The organism is Microbispora sitophila (genome assembly GCF_014892245.1).
Taxonomy (GTDB): Bacteria; Actinomycetota; Actinomycetes; order Streptosporangiales; family Streptosporangiaceae; genus Microbispora; species Microbispora siamensis.
Genome location: NZ_JADBGC010000029.1, coordinates 91,940 through 105,938, shown reverse-complemented (window position 1 = coordinate 105,938; position 13,999 = coordinate 91,940). Strand labels below are relative to the sequence as shown.

Sequence of the window (13,999 nt, the reverse complement as noted above, 5' to 3'; positions counted from 1 at the left end):
TCAGCCCGAGACCGCCGCGCCCCACCCGCTCGCCAGGACCTCCTTGGCCTTGTTGACCTGGTCGGGCGTGGGGAACGTGGGGGTGCCCTCGACCTTGGGGAGCTGGGCGACCATGGCGGCGTCCGCGCTGCCGTCCTGCTGCATGGAGGGCAGCAGCACCGGGCGGGCGTAGCCCTTCAGCCACAGGTTCTGGCCCTCGGTGCTGTAGAGGAACTCCTGCCAGAGGCGGGCGGCGGCGGGGTGCGGCGCCCACTTGTTGATCGCCTGGGCGTAGAAGTTGGCGTACTGGCCGTCCGCGGGGATGGCGATCTTCCAGTCCACGCCCTTCGAGGAGAACTCCTTGGCGTAGCTGGCCTGCAGGTAGTCCCAGTCGAGGGTGATCGGGGTCTCGCCCTTCTCGACCGTGGCGGGGGTGGCCTCGACCGGGTTGAAGTTGCCGTTCTCCTTGAGCTTCTTGAAGAAGTCGATGCCGGGCTGGATGTCGTCGAACGAGCCCTGGTTGGCGAGCGAGGCGGCGTAAACGCCGGCGAAGGCGGCGCCGGCCTTGGTCGGGTCGCCGTTCAGGGCGACCATGCCCTTGTACTCGGGCTTGAGCAGGTCGGCGAACGTCTGGGGGCAGGTCTTGACCCGCTTGGCGTCGCAGCCGATGGAGATGTAGCCGCCGTAGTCGTAGTACCAGGCGCCGCTCGCCTCCTTCTGGCCGTCGGGGATCTTGTCCCAGCTCTGCACCTTGTAGGGCGCGAACAGGCCCTCCTGGGCGCCGCTGAGGGCGAAGGCGCTACCGAGGTCGAGCACGTCGGGGGCGCGGCCCTGGCCCTTGAGGGTCTTGACCGCGTTGATCTCGTCCTGGCTGGAGCCGTCGGGGTTGTCGTTGGTGATCTTGATGCCGTACTTGGCCTCGAACGCCTTGATGACCTCGCCGTAGTTTGCCCAGTCCGGCGGCAGCGCGATGGTGTTGAGCTGCCCTTCCTTCTTGGCGGCCTCCACCAGCTTGTCCAGCCCCCCGAAGTCCTGGGCGGAGGTCGCGGAGGCCGCCTTGGAGTCACCCGATTCCGAGCCGCCGCCGGCGGTCGTGGGGGCGGCGCCGCATGCCGCGATCACTGAGGTGGTTATCGTGAGCGCGGCCACGAGGCCGGCGGTACGTGTGGACAACGGTCCCTCCCACTGTGGTGCGTGGATCGAACTTAGGCGAACTTGTACAAACAAGCCAGAGCTAGTAAGTCGCATATCGATGTCAGTCGCGTGAACGGAAGGGCTCAGCACGATGGCGCGCTACGAACAGATCGCGAGTGACTTGCGGGACGCCATCGTCAGGGGGGACTACCGGATTGGCGCTCAGCTTCCCTCCGAGGCTGAGCTGGCCTTACGGTATTCGGCGGCGCGCGGGACCGTTCGCCAGGCCGTCGCCCTGCTCGCCGCCGAGGGGCTGGTCGGATCGCGGCAGGGCGCGCGGCGCATCGTGCTCGGCAGCGAGCGCAGCCAGAGCTTCGCCGAGTTGCACAGCTTCGCCCAGTGGGCCCGGTCGATGGGCTACCGCGCGAGCGGCACCGTGCTGTCCTCCCAGCGCCGCCCGTGCTCGCCCTCCGAGGCCGCACGGCTGTCGCTCGAGCCGGGGGAGGAGGTGCTCGACGTGTTGCGGCTGCGGCGGCTCGACGGCGAACCGGTGCTGATCGAGCGCACCGTCTACGCGGGTTGGATCGCCCCCGCCGTGGAACGGCTCGACCCCGACTGCGAGTCGGTGACCCAGGAGCTCTACGAGTCGGTCGGCCTCGTCTTCGCGTACGGCGAGCACCTGATCGACGCGGTGGCGGCCGGCAGCGAGGACGCCCGGCTGCTCGGTGTGCGGAGGGGCAGCCCCCTGCTGCGCCAGCGCCGCGTCACCACCACCCAGGAGGGCAGGCCCGTCGAGTGCTCCGACGACCGCTACCGCGCCGGCAGCGTGACCTTCAGCATCCGCAACTCCACCTCCGCCAACCCCCTCGTCCGCCGCGCCGGCGACTGATTCCGGCCGCCTCAGGGGACCAGGTAGGCGCTGTCGCGGGCGTCGGTGATCGCCATGTGGCCGGGCGCGTGGCCGATCGCGAACGGCGGCCGCGACCGCATCACCGCGGCCTGCGGCGTCACCCCACAGGCCCAGAAGACCGGCAGTTCGCCGTCGCGCACCTCGACCGGGTCGCCGAAGTCCGGCTTGGCGAGATCGGCGATGCCCAGCGCGGCGGGGTCGCCGACGTGCACCGGCGCGCCGTGCACGGCCGGGTAGCGCGAGGTGACCCGTACGGCGGCCGGCACCAGCTCGGCGGGGATCGGGCGCATCGACACCACCAGAGGCCCGGAAAGCTCGCCCGCCGGGACGCACGGCCGGTCGGTCAGATACATCGGCACGTTCGTGCCCGCCTCGATGTGGCGAATCGGGACGCCGGCCTCCAGCAACGCGGCCTCGAAGGTGAAACTGCAGCCGATGAGGAAGCCCACCAGGTCGTCGCGCCAGTAGGACGTCACATCGGTGACCTCGGCGACCTGCTCACCGTCCCGGTAGACGCGGTAGGCGGGCAGATCGGTGCGCAGGTCGCCGTCGAAGATCGACGCGAACGGCTCGCCCGGCTCGGTGACGGCGAGCACCGGGCAGGGGCGCGGGTTGCGCTGCGCGAACACCAGGAAGTCGTACGCCCTGTCTCTCGGCAGCGCGATCAGGTTGGCCTGCGCCCATCCCGCGGCCCAGCCGGAGGTGGGCGTGACCAGCCCTCCCCGGAACAGCTCTCGCGCCTCGCGCGGAGTCAGACGTGCGGGGTCGAGTTCCATCAGGGCCTCCTCGGATGAATGGGCCGGTGGTCTCCGGCCACCCGGAAACGGACGTGCTGCCCGGGGCGGGCCTGTGCCGCCCGGTCGACGTGGTGATCGCGCACCACGGCGATGACGGGATATCCGCCGGTCACCGGGTGATCCGCGAGGAAGAGCGTCGGCTGTCCCGACGGCGGCACCTGCAGCGCGCCGGGGACCATGCCCTCGCTCGGCAGTTCCCCGCCGCGTGCGCGTTCGAGGCGCGGCCCGCGCAGCCGCATGCCGACCCGGTCGCTGTGCGGGGTGACCTCGTACGGCTCGGCGCACAGGGCCGCCAGCGCCCCGGGCGTGAACCAGTCGTGGCGTGGTCCCGGTATCACGTCCAGCATGAGGACGCCGGACTCCGGCTCGGGCACCGGGGCGAGATCGGCCATGGGAAACTCCGCCGGCGCCGGCCCGACCGGGAGCACCGATCCGGGCGCCGGACGCTCCGGCCCGAGCCCGGAGAGCAGGTCGGTGGCCCGTGACCCCAGCACCTCGGGGACGTCGATCCCGCCGCGGACCGCCAGGTAGGTCCGCAGCCCGCGGGACGGCACGCCGAGCCGCAGCGTCGCCCCGTCGGGCAGGCGCTCGACCGACGCGTGCCCGATGCCGCGCGTGCGTCCCTCGGCGTCGGTGACGGTGGCGGGACAGGGCGCGCCGGTGAGCGTCACGAGCAGGTCGCCGGTGGCGCGCACCTCCAGCCCGCCCAGGGTGACCTCCAGGCAGGCGGTGTTCTCGGGATTGGCCAGCAGGCGGTTGGCCAGCCGCAGCGCACCCCGGTCGGCGGCGCCGGAGCGCCCGACGCCGAGATGGCTGTGCCGGCGCCGCCCGAGGTCCTGCACGGTGGTGAGGGGACCGGGGGCCAGCACCACCAGCGCCCGCCGAAGCTCGCCCACACTCGCCGCACTCACGACGCCTCCGCGAAGCGCACCCGTACCCCCGGACGCAGCAGGGCGGGCGGGTCGGCAGCGATGTCCCACACCACGACCTCGGTGCGCCCGATGAGCTGCCAGCCGCCCGGCGACTCGCGCGGGTAGACCCCGCTGAACTCCCCGGCGAGCCCTACGGCGCCGGTGGGCACGCGCACGCGCGACTCCGGCCGCCGCGGTACGGCGAGCCGGGGGTCGCCGCCGATCAGATAGCCGAAGCCGGGGGCGAACCCGCAGAAGGCGACCGTCCACGGTGTCCCGGTGTGCGCCGCCACGACCTCGCGTTCGGCGAGCCCGGTCAGCCGGGCCACGTCGGCGAGGTCGTCGCCGTCGTACACCACCGGGAGCACCACCTCCTCGGTCGTCGCGCGGCGGCCACCGGCCGGCCGTGCGGCCAGGACGGCGGACTCCACCTCGGCGTGGCGCGCCGGCGGCTCGAACCGGACGAGCAGCGTCCGGGCCGCGGGGACGATGTCGACGATTCCCCGCGGAGGGTCGGCCGCGAGGGCGTCGTAGAGGGCGACCACCTCCTCGAGACGGTCGAGTTCGACCAGGACCGCGTGCTCGCCACAACGGTGCAGCCGTGCGTTCACGGCTTCTCCTCCACGAACGGCGCCAGGCCGATGCCGTTCGCCTTGAGCGCATCACGGACTTCGAGGGCCATGGCGACGGCGCCGGGGCTGTCGCCGTGCACGCAGATCGAGTCCGCCGTGATGGTGAGCGGCGTCCCGTCGACGGCCTCGACCGGTTCGCCTCTGGCCATGCGCACGCTGCGCTCGGCGACCCGGGCGGGGTCGTGCAGGACGGCGCCGGGCACGCCGCGCGGCACCAGCCTGCCCTCCCGGGTGTAGGCGCGGTCGGCGAAGCATTCCGCGACCGTGGTGAGGCCGGCCCGGCAGGCCTGGCGCAGCCACGCCGAGCCGGGGAGGCCGAGCACGGGCAGGCCGGGGTCGTAGGCCCGCACGGCCGCGACCACCGCCGAAGCCTGCGCCTCGTGATGCACGATCGCGTTGTAGAGCGCGCCGTGCGGCTTGACGTACCTGACGCTGGTGCCCGCCACCCGCGCGAAGGCGTCCAGAGCGCCGATCTGGTAGATGACGTCGTCGGCGAGTTCGACGGGCGGCACGTCGACGAAGCGCCGCCCGAAGCCCGCCAGGTCGCGGTAGCCGACCTGGGCGCCGATCACCACCCCACGCGCGGCCGCGGTCTCGCAGGTGCGCCGCATGATCACCGGGTCTCCGGCGTGGAACCCGCAGGCGACGTTGGCGCTCGTGACGATCGACAGCAGCGCGTCGTCGTCGCCGAGCGTCCACTGGCCGAAGCCCTCGCCCAGGTCGGAGTTGAGGTCGATGCACATGGTCGGGTAGGGCACGTCAGCTCCAGAGCGCGCTGATTCCGCTGAGGGAGTTCCAGCCGAGGTAGATGGTCAGGGCCCAGGCGAGCACGCCGACGCCGAGAAGCCAGAGAGGGTAGCGGTATCCGCCCATGAGATCACGGCGGCGTGCGGCGACCCAGAGGATCACCGCCAGGCCGACGGGCAGGATGAGGCCGTTGAGTGCTCCGGCGAGGATCAGGAGGTTGGCCGGAGCCTTGCCGAGGAGGAGGAAGACCGCGGTCGAGACCACGATGAAGGCCACCGTGATCCACGAGCGGTAGCGGTCCGTCCGGGGCGAGAAGCTGGCGAGGAACGACACCGACGTGTACGAGGCGCCGATGACCGAGGTGATGGCCGCGGCCCACAGGACGACTCCGAACAGCCGCAGGCCCAGCTCGCCCGCCGCGCTCCGGAAGATGTCGGCGGCCGGATTCGCCGAGTCCGCGGCGAGCCGGAATCCCCCGGCGACCACGCCGAGCGCGGCGAGGAAGAGGATCACCCGCATGACTCCGGTGACGAGGATGCCGGTGACCGAACCGTGGGTGATCTGCCCGGCGTTCCGCGGCCCGGTCACGCCCGCGTCGATGAGCCGGTGCGCCCCCGCGTAGGTGATGTAACCCCCGACCGTGCCGCCGATCAGCGTCGTGACGGCGAGGAAGTCGACCGTGTCCGGCAGGACCGTCTGCCGCAGGGCCTCGCCGACCGGCGGGTGGGAGACGATCGCCACGTACAGCGTCAGCGCCACCATCACGACGCCGAGGACGACGACGATCCGGTCCACGGCGACCCCGGCCCGCCTGCTGAGGAAGATGGCGACGGCGATCAGGGCGGACACCGTGCCGCCGATCTTGACGTCGACCCCCGCGAGGGCGTCCAGGCCGAGTGCCGCGCCGCCGACGTTGCCGATGTTGAACACCAGGCCGCCGAAGGCCACGAGGACGGCCAGGAGATATCCCGAGCCGGGCAGCACCCGGTTGCCCAGCGTCTGGGCGCGCATCCCGGAGACGCCGATCACCCGCCAGACGTTCAGCTGGACGGCGATGTCGACGAGGATCGAGGCGACGATGACGAACGCGAACGCCGCCCCGAGCCGCGCCGTGAACGTCGTCGTCTGAGTGATGAAGCCGGGGCCGATGGCGCTCGTGGCCATGAGGAACATCGCGCCGAGCAGCGCCGAGCGCCGCCCTCCGCTCGTGATGCCCGCGGATGAAGCCGTCTGGGTGTCGGGGGGTCGGTTCATGCGAGACTCCTTTGCTCACCTCCCCTGGAAGCTAGAGGATTGTTCAACGATTCATCAAGCCTCTTGTAGGTTACTTCTGCGCTACAACTGGCTGTGATCGGGCGAAATCCAATGGTGATCGCGGAATTCGGCCGGCGTGCCGCGGCCTAAGCTGGGAGTGATCTGGCGGTCGAGGAGGGGTTAGGGCGATGACGGCTATGGCGGACTGGGCGGCACGGTTGAGCGCGGCTCGGCCGGTGCTCGATCGCGCCAGCGCCGCGGAGCTGGTCGCCGACGTCCTGCGGGAGAACGTCATCGACGGATCCCTGCCCCCGGGCACCCGCCTGTCGGAGGAGACGATCGGGAACCTGCTCGGCGTCTCCCGCAACACGCTCCGAGAGGCGTTCAGGCTGCTGTCGCACGAGAACCTGCTGGTGCACGAGCTGCACCGCGGTGTCTTCGTCCGGAAGCTCGCCGCGGCCGACGTGGCGGACATCTACGCGATGCGGCGCATCCTGGAGACGGCGGGCGTGCGGGCGGCCGTCACGGCCGCGCCCGAGGCCGTGAGGGAGGTGCGGCACCACGTCGAGGAGGGCCAGGCGGCCGCGGAGAGCGGCGACTGGGCGGCCGTCGGCACCGCCAACATGCGGTTCCATCGCGCGATCACCGCGCTGCTCGCCAGTCCCCGCGTGGACGAGACCATGGCGCGCCTGCTCGCCGAGCTGCGGCTGGCCTTCCACGTGATGGGCGAGCTGAGGACCTTCCACGAGCCCTACCTGGAAGACAACGCGCGCATCGCCACGCTGCTGATCGACGGCGATCACGAGCGGGCCGAGCGGGAGCTGCTCGCGTACTTCGACACCGCGGAGGCGCAGCTGCTGGCCGCCTACGCGGAACGCGCGCTCTGAGCCCTTGTACGAGAGGGGCGCGCTCCGCTGAGCGGGCCCCGGCCCGCCCGCACGTACGGCAGGGCGCGGTCGGGCCGGGAGTCGCCGGTCAGCCGGCGAGGGCGGGGGCTGGGGCGGGGGTGCGGCCCCGCGGGGCGGCCCCCGCGATCACCTGCTGGTAGATGCGCTCGTATCCCTCGGCCATGACCGAGACGTCGAAATGCCGCTCGACGTGAGCGCGGCAGGCGCGCGGGTCCAGGTCGCCGGCCCGCTCGACCGCGTCCGGCAGCTCGTCCGGCGAGGTGCGCACGAAACCGGTGACGCCGTCCACCACGACCTCGGGGGCCGCGCCGCGGCGCAGGGTGACCACCGGCGTGCCGCACGCCATCGCCTCGATCATCACCAGCCCGAACGGCTCCTCCCACTGGATGGGAAACAGCAGGCAGCGCGCCCGCGACAGCAGGTCGCGCTTGCGGGCGGCGTCGGCCTCGCCCACGTACTCGGCGTCCGCGCCCAGGCGAGGTCGGACGAACCGGGAGAAGTAGTCGTGCTCGGACGGCTCGGTCAGCTTGCCTGCGAGGAGGATCCTCCGCCCGGCGGCGCGGGCGGCGTCGATGGCCAGGTGAGCGCCCTTGTCCGGGCTGAACCTGCCCAGCCACAGGAGCCAGTCCTCCTTGTCCTCCCGGTAGGGGAAGGCCGCGGCGTCCACGGCGTTGTGCACGACCCCCGCCCAGTTCAGGTCGGCGGCCGACCTGCGCTGGGAGCCGGAGATCGCCGCCAGCGAGACGGCGCCGCCGAGCCGGCGGTAGAACTCGCCGAGGTCGCCGTCGATTCTGCCGTGCACGGTCACCAGCGTCGGGGCCGTACGGGAGGCCGCGGTGAGCGGGCCGGCCAGGGAGTGGTCGTGAACGATGTCGACGTCGAGGGAGGCCAGCGTGGCCGCGGCGGCCGCCGCGTGCACCACCTCGGGCAGCGGCTCTCCGATGCGCGACGAGGGGGCCTCCGGATAGGTGGCGACGTAGTCCGCCGGGGTGTCCGCGCGTCCCGCGCCGATCAACGTCACCGTGTGACCACGGCGCACGAGGGCGGTGGTCAGGTCGGACACCATGGCCTCGATGCCGCCATACCCGCGGGGCGGCAGTTCGTACCAGGGCGGGGCGACCATCGCGATCCGCAGGCCGCCGGAGCGGAACCGGGCGGGGTGAAGGTCGCTCACTGAACGCATGACGAGTACACCTCCGATGCGCATCCACGGTCTTCGGCGTAGGAATCCACCGCCGCCGCGTACGCGTCGTAGTGCCCGGTCCCAGCGCCCGCGCCGGCGACGTCAATACTGTTAGCACTCTCCTGTCCCGAGTGCCAAACAGGCCCCTCCTGTTCCGGCAGAACCGGATGCCGGACCGCCGCGTCTTACGGTTATGCGGACGCGGATTCTGCGGGTGACGGCGGCGCTGGCCGCGATGGTGCTGCCGGCGGCGTGCGCGTCGACCACGCCTCGCGATCTCGAGACCTGGAACGAGACCGACGCCGCGGCCGCCACGGCCGCCCCGCGGGAGCGGCCCTCGCCCTCCTGCCTGACCGGCTCGCCCAGGCCGGAGCCGAGCCCTGACCGGGCCGGCGGGTGGCGCGTCGCCCACTACGACTACCGTGACCGCCTCACGAGCCTGGCCGTGACCCGAGAGGGGACCGTGTGGGCGGCCGGCACCCGCGTGCCCGAGCCGTGCGGGCGCGAGGCGAACGCGCCGCTGCTGCTGCGCGGGGACGGGGGGCGGTGGCGCGAGGTTCCGGCCCCGCCGATGGAGCCGCGCGCCGTGGCCGCCTCCTCCGACCGCGACGTGTGGCTGTTCGGCGAGAAGACCGCCGCGCGCTGGAACGGGCGGAGGTGGACCGCGGCGCCCGGCCCGGGCGCGGACCTGAAGGGGGTGCACGCGGCGGCACCCGGCGATGTGTGGGCGGTCGTGAACGCCAACTTCCTGGACGGGGCCGGGGGAGCCGAGGAGCCCTGGAGCTCCCGGGCGGATCTGCGGCACTGGGACGGCAGGGCCTGGCGTACGGCACGGCCGCCGCTGGTCGCCAAGGACGTGGACGGCCTGCCCGGCGGCGCGGTCTGGGCGGCCGGTTCCAGTCGCGGCAGGGCCGCCGTCGCCCGGTGGAACGGCTGGTCCTGGAGCACGGTCCCGCTCCCCGCGGTCCCCGCGCTGCACCGCGACCAGCTCTCCGAGCTCGTGGACCTCGCGGTGGACGAGGCGGGCAGGGTGGCGGCCGTCGGCTGGGTCGCGTGGGTCTGCGGCGGCGAGGAGGAGGATGTGACCTTCTGCGGCCGCACCCTGTTCCTGCTGCGTGAGAACGGACGGTGGAGCTACAGCCTGCCGGGCGAGCCCGAGCTCGATCCCCACCTGCGGCTGGAGGCCGACGGCCGGGGCGGGTTCTGGCTGTTCTACTCGAAGAACGAGTGGAGCACGGCGGTCGGCCACCTGTCGGGCGGCCGGTGGACGCACGGGACGTTTCCGGCGGGCCCGCTCGGGCACACCCGGGTGGCGGCCGTCGTCAGGGAGCCGGGGGCGGCGCGCGTCTGGGCGGCGGTGACGGACGCCACCGAACGAGAGGAGCCGCCCTACCGGGGCGGTGGGATCTGGCTCGGCGAGTGATCCGCCGGCGGACGCGCTTCCTGGGCTTTCGTTCCCGGGAACGGGCCGCGCCGACTTGCGTTCGATCTCCTGGGAACGTATGTTCGAAGTAGCGGCGATTCTGCCCGAATCATCCGCCCGTCTTCCCCCGGGTGGCCACGAAGCCACAGGGAGAAGGAGTCTTGAGCAGACTTTACGGCGATCCGATCGAGGTATGGGTCCGGGACGGGCACCCTGCTCAGTTCGTCTGGCGTGACCGGCTCTACACCGTCCGCGAGATCCAGGACCACTGGGTGGTCGCCAGGGAATGGTGGAAGACCTCGGACGCCGATCCCGGCGAGCGGCGCTTCTGGCGACTGGGGGCCGCGGCCGGCAAGGAGGTCGGGACCTATGAACTGCGCTTCGACACCGCCAGCGGCGGCTGGCTCCTGCTGAGGGCCTGGGACTGATGGGAACGCTCCAGCTACCCACGACGATCGGGGGACGGGCCGCTGGAGGACGGACCGGGGGACGGACGGGGGCGCGCCTGTGACGCACGCCTTCGCCCACCTGCACGTGGCGTCCGCCTTCTCACTGCGGTACGGCACCGCGTTCCCGGCCGCCCTCGTCCGGCGGGCCGCCGAGCACGGCATGGACACGCTGGCGCTGACCGACCGCGACGGCCTCTACGGCGCGATCAAGCACGTCATCGCCTGCCACGAGCAGGGCGTCCGCCCGGTCGTCGGCGTGGACCTCGCCCTCGACAAGGGTTCTTCCACGTCGGACGACCTGTTCGGAGGCGGCCTGCCGTCCGGCCGCCGTACCGGACACGGACGCGGGCACGGCCGGGGGACGGCGGGCGAGCCGGCGCGGGTCGTCGTGCTCGCGCGCACCGGTGGCTGGGCCGCCCTGTGCCGCCTGGTCACGGCCGCCCACCAGGCGGGGGAGCGCGGTGAGCCGTACGTCACACCGGGGATGGTGGCCGAGCACGCGACCGGCCCGGACGGCGGGCCGCGGCTGACCGTGCTGCTCGGGCCCCGCTCGGGCGTCGGCCGTGCGGTGGCCGAGCGGCGCGACGACCAGGCCAGGGCCCTGCTGTCCGCCTGGCGCGCGGTGGTCCCCGACCTGGTCGTCGAGGTGTCCGACCTGTACGGCTACCGCGACGCGAACACCGCCGCCCGCATGATCGCGCTGGCCGACTCGACGGGCGTGCCGGTCGTGCTGACCAACGCGGTCCGCTACCTGGACGCCGCCGACCACCAGGTCGGCAACGTGCTCGACGCGGCGCGCAAGCTGGTGCCCCTCGACGGGCGGCACCTCGACGACCCGACGGCCCACGCGTACCTGAAGGACGGCGCCGAGATGGCGCGGGTGGCCGCGCGGATCTGCGGCGGCGACACCGGCCGGGCGGCGCGGCTGCTGGCCGAGACGCGCCGCGTGGCCGGCAGGTGCGTGCTCGACCCCGTCGAGATCGTGCCCCTGCTCGAACCCGAGCGGCCCCGGCTCCACCTGCCCGAGGTCGGCGAGGACCCGGTGCCCCTGCTGCGGCGCCGCTGCGAGGAGGGACTGGAGCGGCGGGGCCTGGAGCGATCGGCCGAGGCCCGCGACCGGCTCGCCGCCGAACTCCACGTCATCGAGAAGAAGCGGCTGTCGGGCTACTTCACGTCCGTCGCCGGCATCACGGACATGATCCGGGCGATGGGTGTGCGGTGCGCGATCCGCGGCTCGGGGGCGGGCAGCCTGGTCAACTACCTGATCGGCATCGGCGAGGTGAACCCGCTCGAACACGGCCTGCTGATGGAGCGTTTTCTGTCGGAGGGCCGCAAGGGCCTGCCCGACATCGACATCGACGTGGAGTCGGCCCGCCGCCTCGACTGCTACCGCGCGATCCTCGACAGGTACGGCGAAGACCGGGTGGCCTGCGTGTCGATGATGGAGACCTACCGCGCCCGCAGCGCGATCAGGGACGTCGGCGCCGCCATGAGCCTGCCGCCGCACGAGATCGACGTCATCGCCAAGGCGTTCCCGCAGGTGCGGGCCAGGCAGATCAGGGCCGCGCTGTCGGACCTGCCCGAACTGCGCGACAGCGGGCTCAACGACCGGTCGCTGGAGACGGTGTTCCGCCTGGCGGAGCGGCTCGACGGGCTGCCCCGGCACATCGCGCTGCACCCCTGCGGCGTGCTGGTCGGCAACTCCACGCTGCGCGACCGCACGCCGGTCGAGCGCAGCCTGCTGGAGTTCCCGATGTCGCAGTTCGACAAGGACGACGTCGAGGAGGCGGGCCTGCTCAAGCTCGACGTGCTCGGCGTGCGCATGCAGTCCGCCCTGGCGTACGCCCTCCAGGAGGTCGAGCGGGTCGAGGGGCGGCGCATCGACCTGGACGCCGTCCCGCGCGACGACGGGGAGACCTACGACATGATCCGCCTCAGCCGCACGATCGGCTGCTTCCAGATCGAGTCGCCGGGGCAGCGTGAACTGGTCGCCAAGCTGGAGCCGCGCACGATGCACGACCTGATCGTGGACATCTCGCTGTTCCGCCCGGGACCGGTCAACTCCGACATGGTCACGCCCTACCTGGAGACCAGGCACGGCTTCCGCGAGGCGCGCTACCCGCACGAGTCGCTGCGCGAGGTGCTCAGGGAGACCAACGGGGTGGTCGTCTTCCACGAGCAGGTCATGAAGGTCATCGACGTCATGACCGGGTCGGGGCTGTCGGAGGCCGACCGGGCCCGCCGCGCCCTCGGGACACCGGAGGGCCGCGAGGCCGTACGCGCCTGGTTCGTGCCGCTCGCCAGGGAGAACGGCTACGCCCCCGACGTCGTCGAGCGGGCGTGGAAGGTGCTCGACGCGTTCGGCGGGTTCGGGTTCTGCAAGGCGCACGCGGCGGCGTTCGCGCTGCCCACCTACCAGTCGGCCTGGCTGAAGCGGCACCACACCGCCGCGTTCCTCGCGGGTGTGCTCACCCACGACCCCGGCATGTACCCGAGCCGGGTCATCCTCGACGAGGCTCGCCAGTGCGGGGTGGACGTCCTGCCCCTCGACGTCAACCACTCGGGGAAGACCTGGCTGGTCGAGCGTACGGGTCCGGCGGAGGAGAGCCCCGGCGGGTACGGCCGCGGCTACGGCCTGCGGGTGCCGTTCTCGGCCGTCCGCGGGGTGAGCGAGGCCGAGGTGGACCGCATGGTCGCGGGCCGGCCCTACACCTCGCTGGCCGACTTCTGGGAGCGGGCCCGGCCCTCACGCCCGGTCGCCGAGCGGATCGTGGAGGTCGGCGGGTTTGACGCGCTGCACGGCCTGCGGCCGGGGGAGCCGCGCTGGCGGCCCGGACGGCTCACCAGGCGCGACCTGATCGCTCAGGTCGGCGCGCTCGACCGCGGCTCTCCCGTGGGCACGGCGGGGCAGCTTCCGATGGGGTTCACCGATCGGGTCACGCCCGGCGAGCTGCCGGAGATGACCGAGGCCGAGGCCGTCGAGGCCGAGCTGGAGATCCTCGGGATGGACGTGAGCCGCCACGTCATGGACTTCTACAGCGACCTGCTCGACGCGCTCGGCGTGACGCGGGCCAGGGATCTGCTCCGGCAGCGCAACGGCGCGGAGATCCTGGTCGCGGGGGTGAAGGTCGCCACCCAGACGCCCGCCGTGCGGTCGGGGCAGCGGGTCATCTTCACCACCCTGGACGACTCCACCGGCCCGATCGACCTGACGTTCTTCGAGTCGGTGCAGGCGCACACGGCCGCGACCGTGTTCGGGTCGTGGCTGCTGGCCGCCAAGGGAGTGGTGCGGCGCACCGGGGTCAGGGCGGTCTCGCTGCGCGCCGTCCACTGCTGGAACCTCGCCGACCTCGACCGCGTGTGGCGCACCCAGGGGCTCGACGCCGTACGCGCCGTGATCAGCGAGGTGCCCGCGCCCGGCGCCGGGGTGGGCGGACGGCCCATCGAGTACGGCAACGGCTTCCGGGTGTCGCCCTACTCCGACAACGGCGCCCCGCCGGCCGTACGCGAGGGGCGGTTCCTCGGCCATCCGGCCGCACCCCAGCGGCGGCTCTGGCACGCCAGCTCCGGCAGCTCGGGACCGCCGCCCGGCCGGTGATCCTCCCCGCCGCCGTCCGCGAGGGCGGCGCCTGCCTGGCTTCCCGCCGGTGCCGTATTAGGGGTGCCGGACGA

Annotated in this window: 12 protein-coding genes; 5 read left to right on the top strand and 7 right to left on the bottom strand. The window is 72.8% G+C overall.

Translation table 11 applies throughout. The features are described 5' to 3' along the window. Positions 1–1,152, bottom strand: coding sequence for an ABC transporter substrate-binding protein (locus IL992_RS38330; protein ID WP_226874559.1), 1,152 nt, complete (start codon positions 1,150–1,152; stop codon positions 1–3). A gap of 112 nt (positions 1,153–1,264) precedes the next feature. Here IL992_RS38330 and IL992_RS38325 point away from each other — a divergent pair, with 112 nt between their 5' ends. Next, positions 1,265–2,002 (top strand): GntR family transcriptional regulator, encoded by a 738-nt coding sequence (locus IL992_RS38325; RefSeq protein ID WP_193208199.1) that lies wholly within the window; start codon positions 1,265–1,267, stop codon positions 2,000–2,002. A gap of 11 nt (positions 2,003–2,013) precedes the next feature. Here the strand turns inward: IL992_RS38325 and IL992_RS38320 are convergent, their stop codons facing one another. Genes IL992_RS38320 through IL992_RS38300 form a run of 5 tightly spaced genes read right to left on the bottom strand, consistent with a single transcriptional unit; the run spans position 2,014 to position 6,364 of the window. Continuing rightward, positions 2,014–2,799, bottom strand: coding sequence for a putative hydro-lyase (locus tag IL992_RS38320; RefSeq protein ID WP_226874558.1), 786 nt, complete (start codon positions 2,797–2,799; stop codon positions 2,014–2,016). Then, on the bottom strand, positions 2,799–3,731 hold the full coding sequence (locus IL992_RS38315) for a 5-oxoprolinase subunit C family protein (protein WP_193208198.1): 933 nt from the start codon (positions 3,729–3,731) through the stop codon (positions 2,799–2,801). Before IL992_RS38315 ends, IL992_RS38320 begins: the two co-directional genes overlap by 1 nt. Continuing rightward, positions 3,728–4,342, bottom strand: coding sequence for a 5-oxoprolinase subunit B family protein (locus tag IL992_RS38310; RefSeq protein ID WP_193208197.1), 615 nt, complete (start codon positions 4,340–4,342; stop codon positions 3,728–3,730). The genes IL992_RS38315 and IL992_RS38310 overlap by 4 nt, the downstream gene beginning before the upstream one ends. Further along, entirely contained in the window at positions 4,339–5,106 is a 768-nt protein-coding gene (locus IL992_RS38305) for a LamB/YcsF family protein (protein WP_193208223.1), read from the bottom strand. The genes IL992_RS38310 and IL992_RS38305 overlap by 4 nt, the downstream gene beginning before the upstream one ends. A gap of 16 nt (positions 5,107–5,122) precedes the next feature. Then, the gene (locus tag IL992_RS38300; protein WP_193208196.1) at positions 5,123–6,364 is read right to left on the bottom strand and encodes an NRAMP family divalent metal transporter; all 1,242 of its coding nucleotides are present in this window, start codon (positions 6,362–6,364) and stop codon (positions 5,123–5,125) included. A 188-nt stretch (positions 6,365–6,552) separates the two neighbouring features. Here IL992_RS38300 and IL992_RS38295 point away from each other — a divergent pair, with 188 nt between their 5' ends. After that, on the top strand, positions 6,553–7,251 hold the full coding sequence (locus IL992_RS38295; protein ID WP_193208195.1) for a GntR family transcriptional regulator: 699 nt from the start codon (positions 6,553–6,555) through the stop codon (positions 7,249–7,251). Positions 7,252–7,339: 88 nt separating this feature from the next. On the opposite strand, the gene IL992_RS38290 is transcribed toward IL992_RS38295, so the two are convergent. Continuing rightward, positions 7,340–8,455, bottom strand: coding sequence for a glycosyltransferase family 4 protein (locus tag IL992_RS38290; protein WP_193208194.1), 1,116 nt, complete (start codon positions 8,453–8,455; stop codon positions 7,340–7,342). Between the two features lie 193 nt (positions 8,456–8,648). On the opposite strand from IL992_RS38290, the gene IL992_RS38285 reads away from it, so the two are divergent. The 3 genes from IL992_RS38285 to IL992_RS38275 all read left to right on the top strand — a co-directional run bounded on the left by IL992_RS38285 (position 8,649) and on the right by IL992_RS38275 (position 13,925). Continuing rightward, positions 8,649–9,878 (top strand): hypothetical protein, encoded by a 1,230-nt coding sequence (locus IL992_RS38285; protein WP_193208193.1) that lies wholly within the window; start codon positions 8,649–8,651, stop codon positions 9,876–9,878. A gap of 161 nt (positions 9,879–10,039) precedes the next feature. Further along, positions 10,040–10,306, top strand: coding sequence for a DUF6504 family protein (locus IL992_RS38280; protein WP_079314666.1), 267 nt, complete (start codon positions 10,040–10,042; stop codon positions 10,304–10,306). 79 nt (positions 10,307–10,385) lie between these two features. Continuing rightward, a complete protein-coding gene (locus IL992_RS38275; RefSeq protein ID WP_193208192.1) occupies positions 10,386–13,925 on the top strand; it encodes a DNA polymerase III subunit alpha in 3,540 nt (1,179 codons plus the stop codon). The last annotated feature ends 74 nt before the right edge of the window (positions 13,926–13,999 follow it).

What these genes read in the sequence shown, in the direction of transcription:
- IL992_RS38325 (WP_193208199.1), top strand. Translation starts at nt 1,265, where the DNA reads ATGGCGCGCTACGAACAGATCGCGAGTGACTTGCGGGACGCCATCGTC.
- IL992_RS38320 (WP_226874558.1), bottom strand. Translation starts at nt 2,799, where the DNA reads ATGGAACTCGACCCCGCACGTCTGACTCCGCGCGAGGCGCGAGAGCTG.
- IL992_RS38305 (WP_193208223.1), bottom strand. Translation starts at nt 5,106, where the DNA reads ATGTGCATCGACCTCAACTCCGACCTGGGCGAGGGCTTCGGCCAGTGG.
- IL992_RS38300 (WP_193208196.1), bottom strand. Translation starts at nt 6,364, where the DNA reads ATGAACCGACCCCCCGACACCCAGACGGCTTCATCCGCGGGCATCACG.
- IL992_RS38295 (WP_193208195.1), top strand. Translation starts at nt 6,553, where the DNA reads ATGACGGCTATGGCGGACTGGGCGGCACGGTTGAGCGCGGCTCGGCCG.
- IL992_RS38290 (WP_193208194.1), bottom strand. Translation starts at nt 8,455, where the DNA reads ATGCGTTCAGTGAGCGACCTTCACCCCGCCCGGTTCCGCTCCGGCGGC.
- IL992_RS38285 (WP_193208193.1), top strand. Translation starts at nt 8,649, where the DNA reads ATGCGGACGCGGATTCTGCGGGTGACGGCGGCGCTGGCCGCGATGGTG.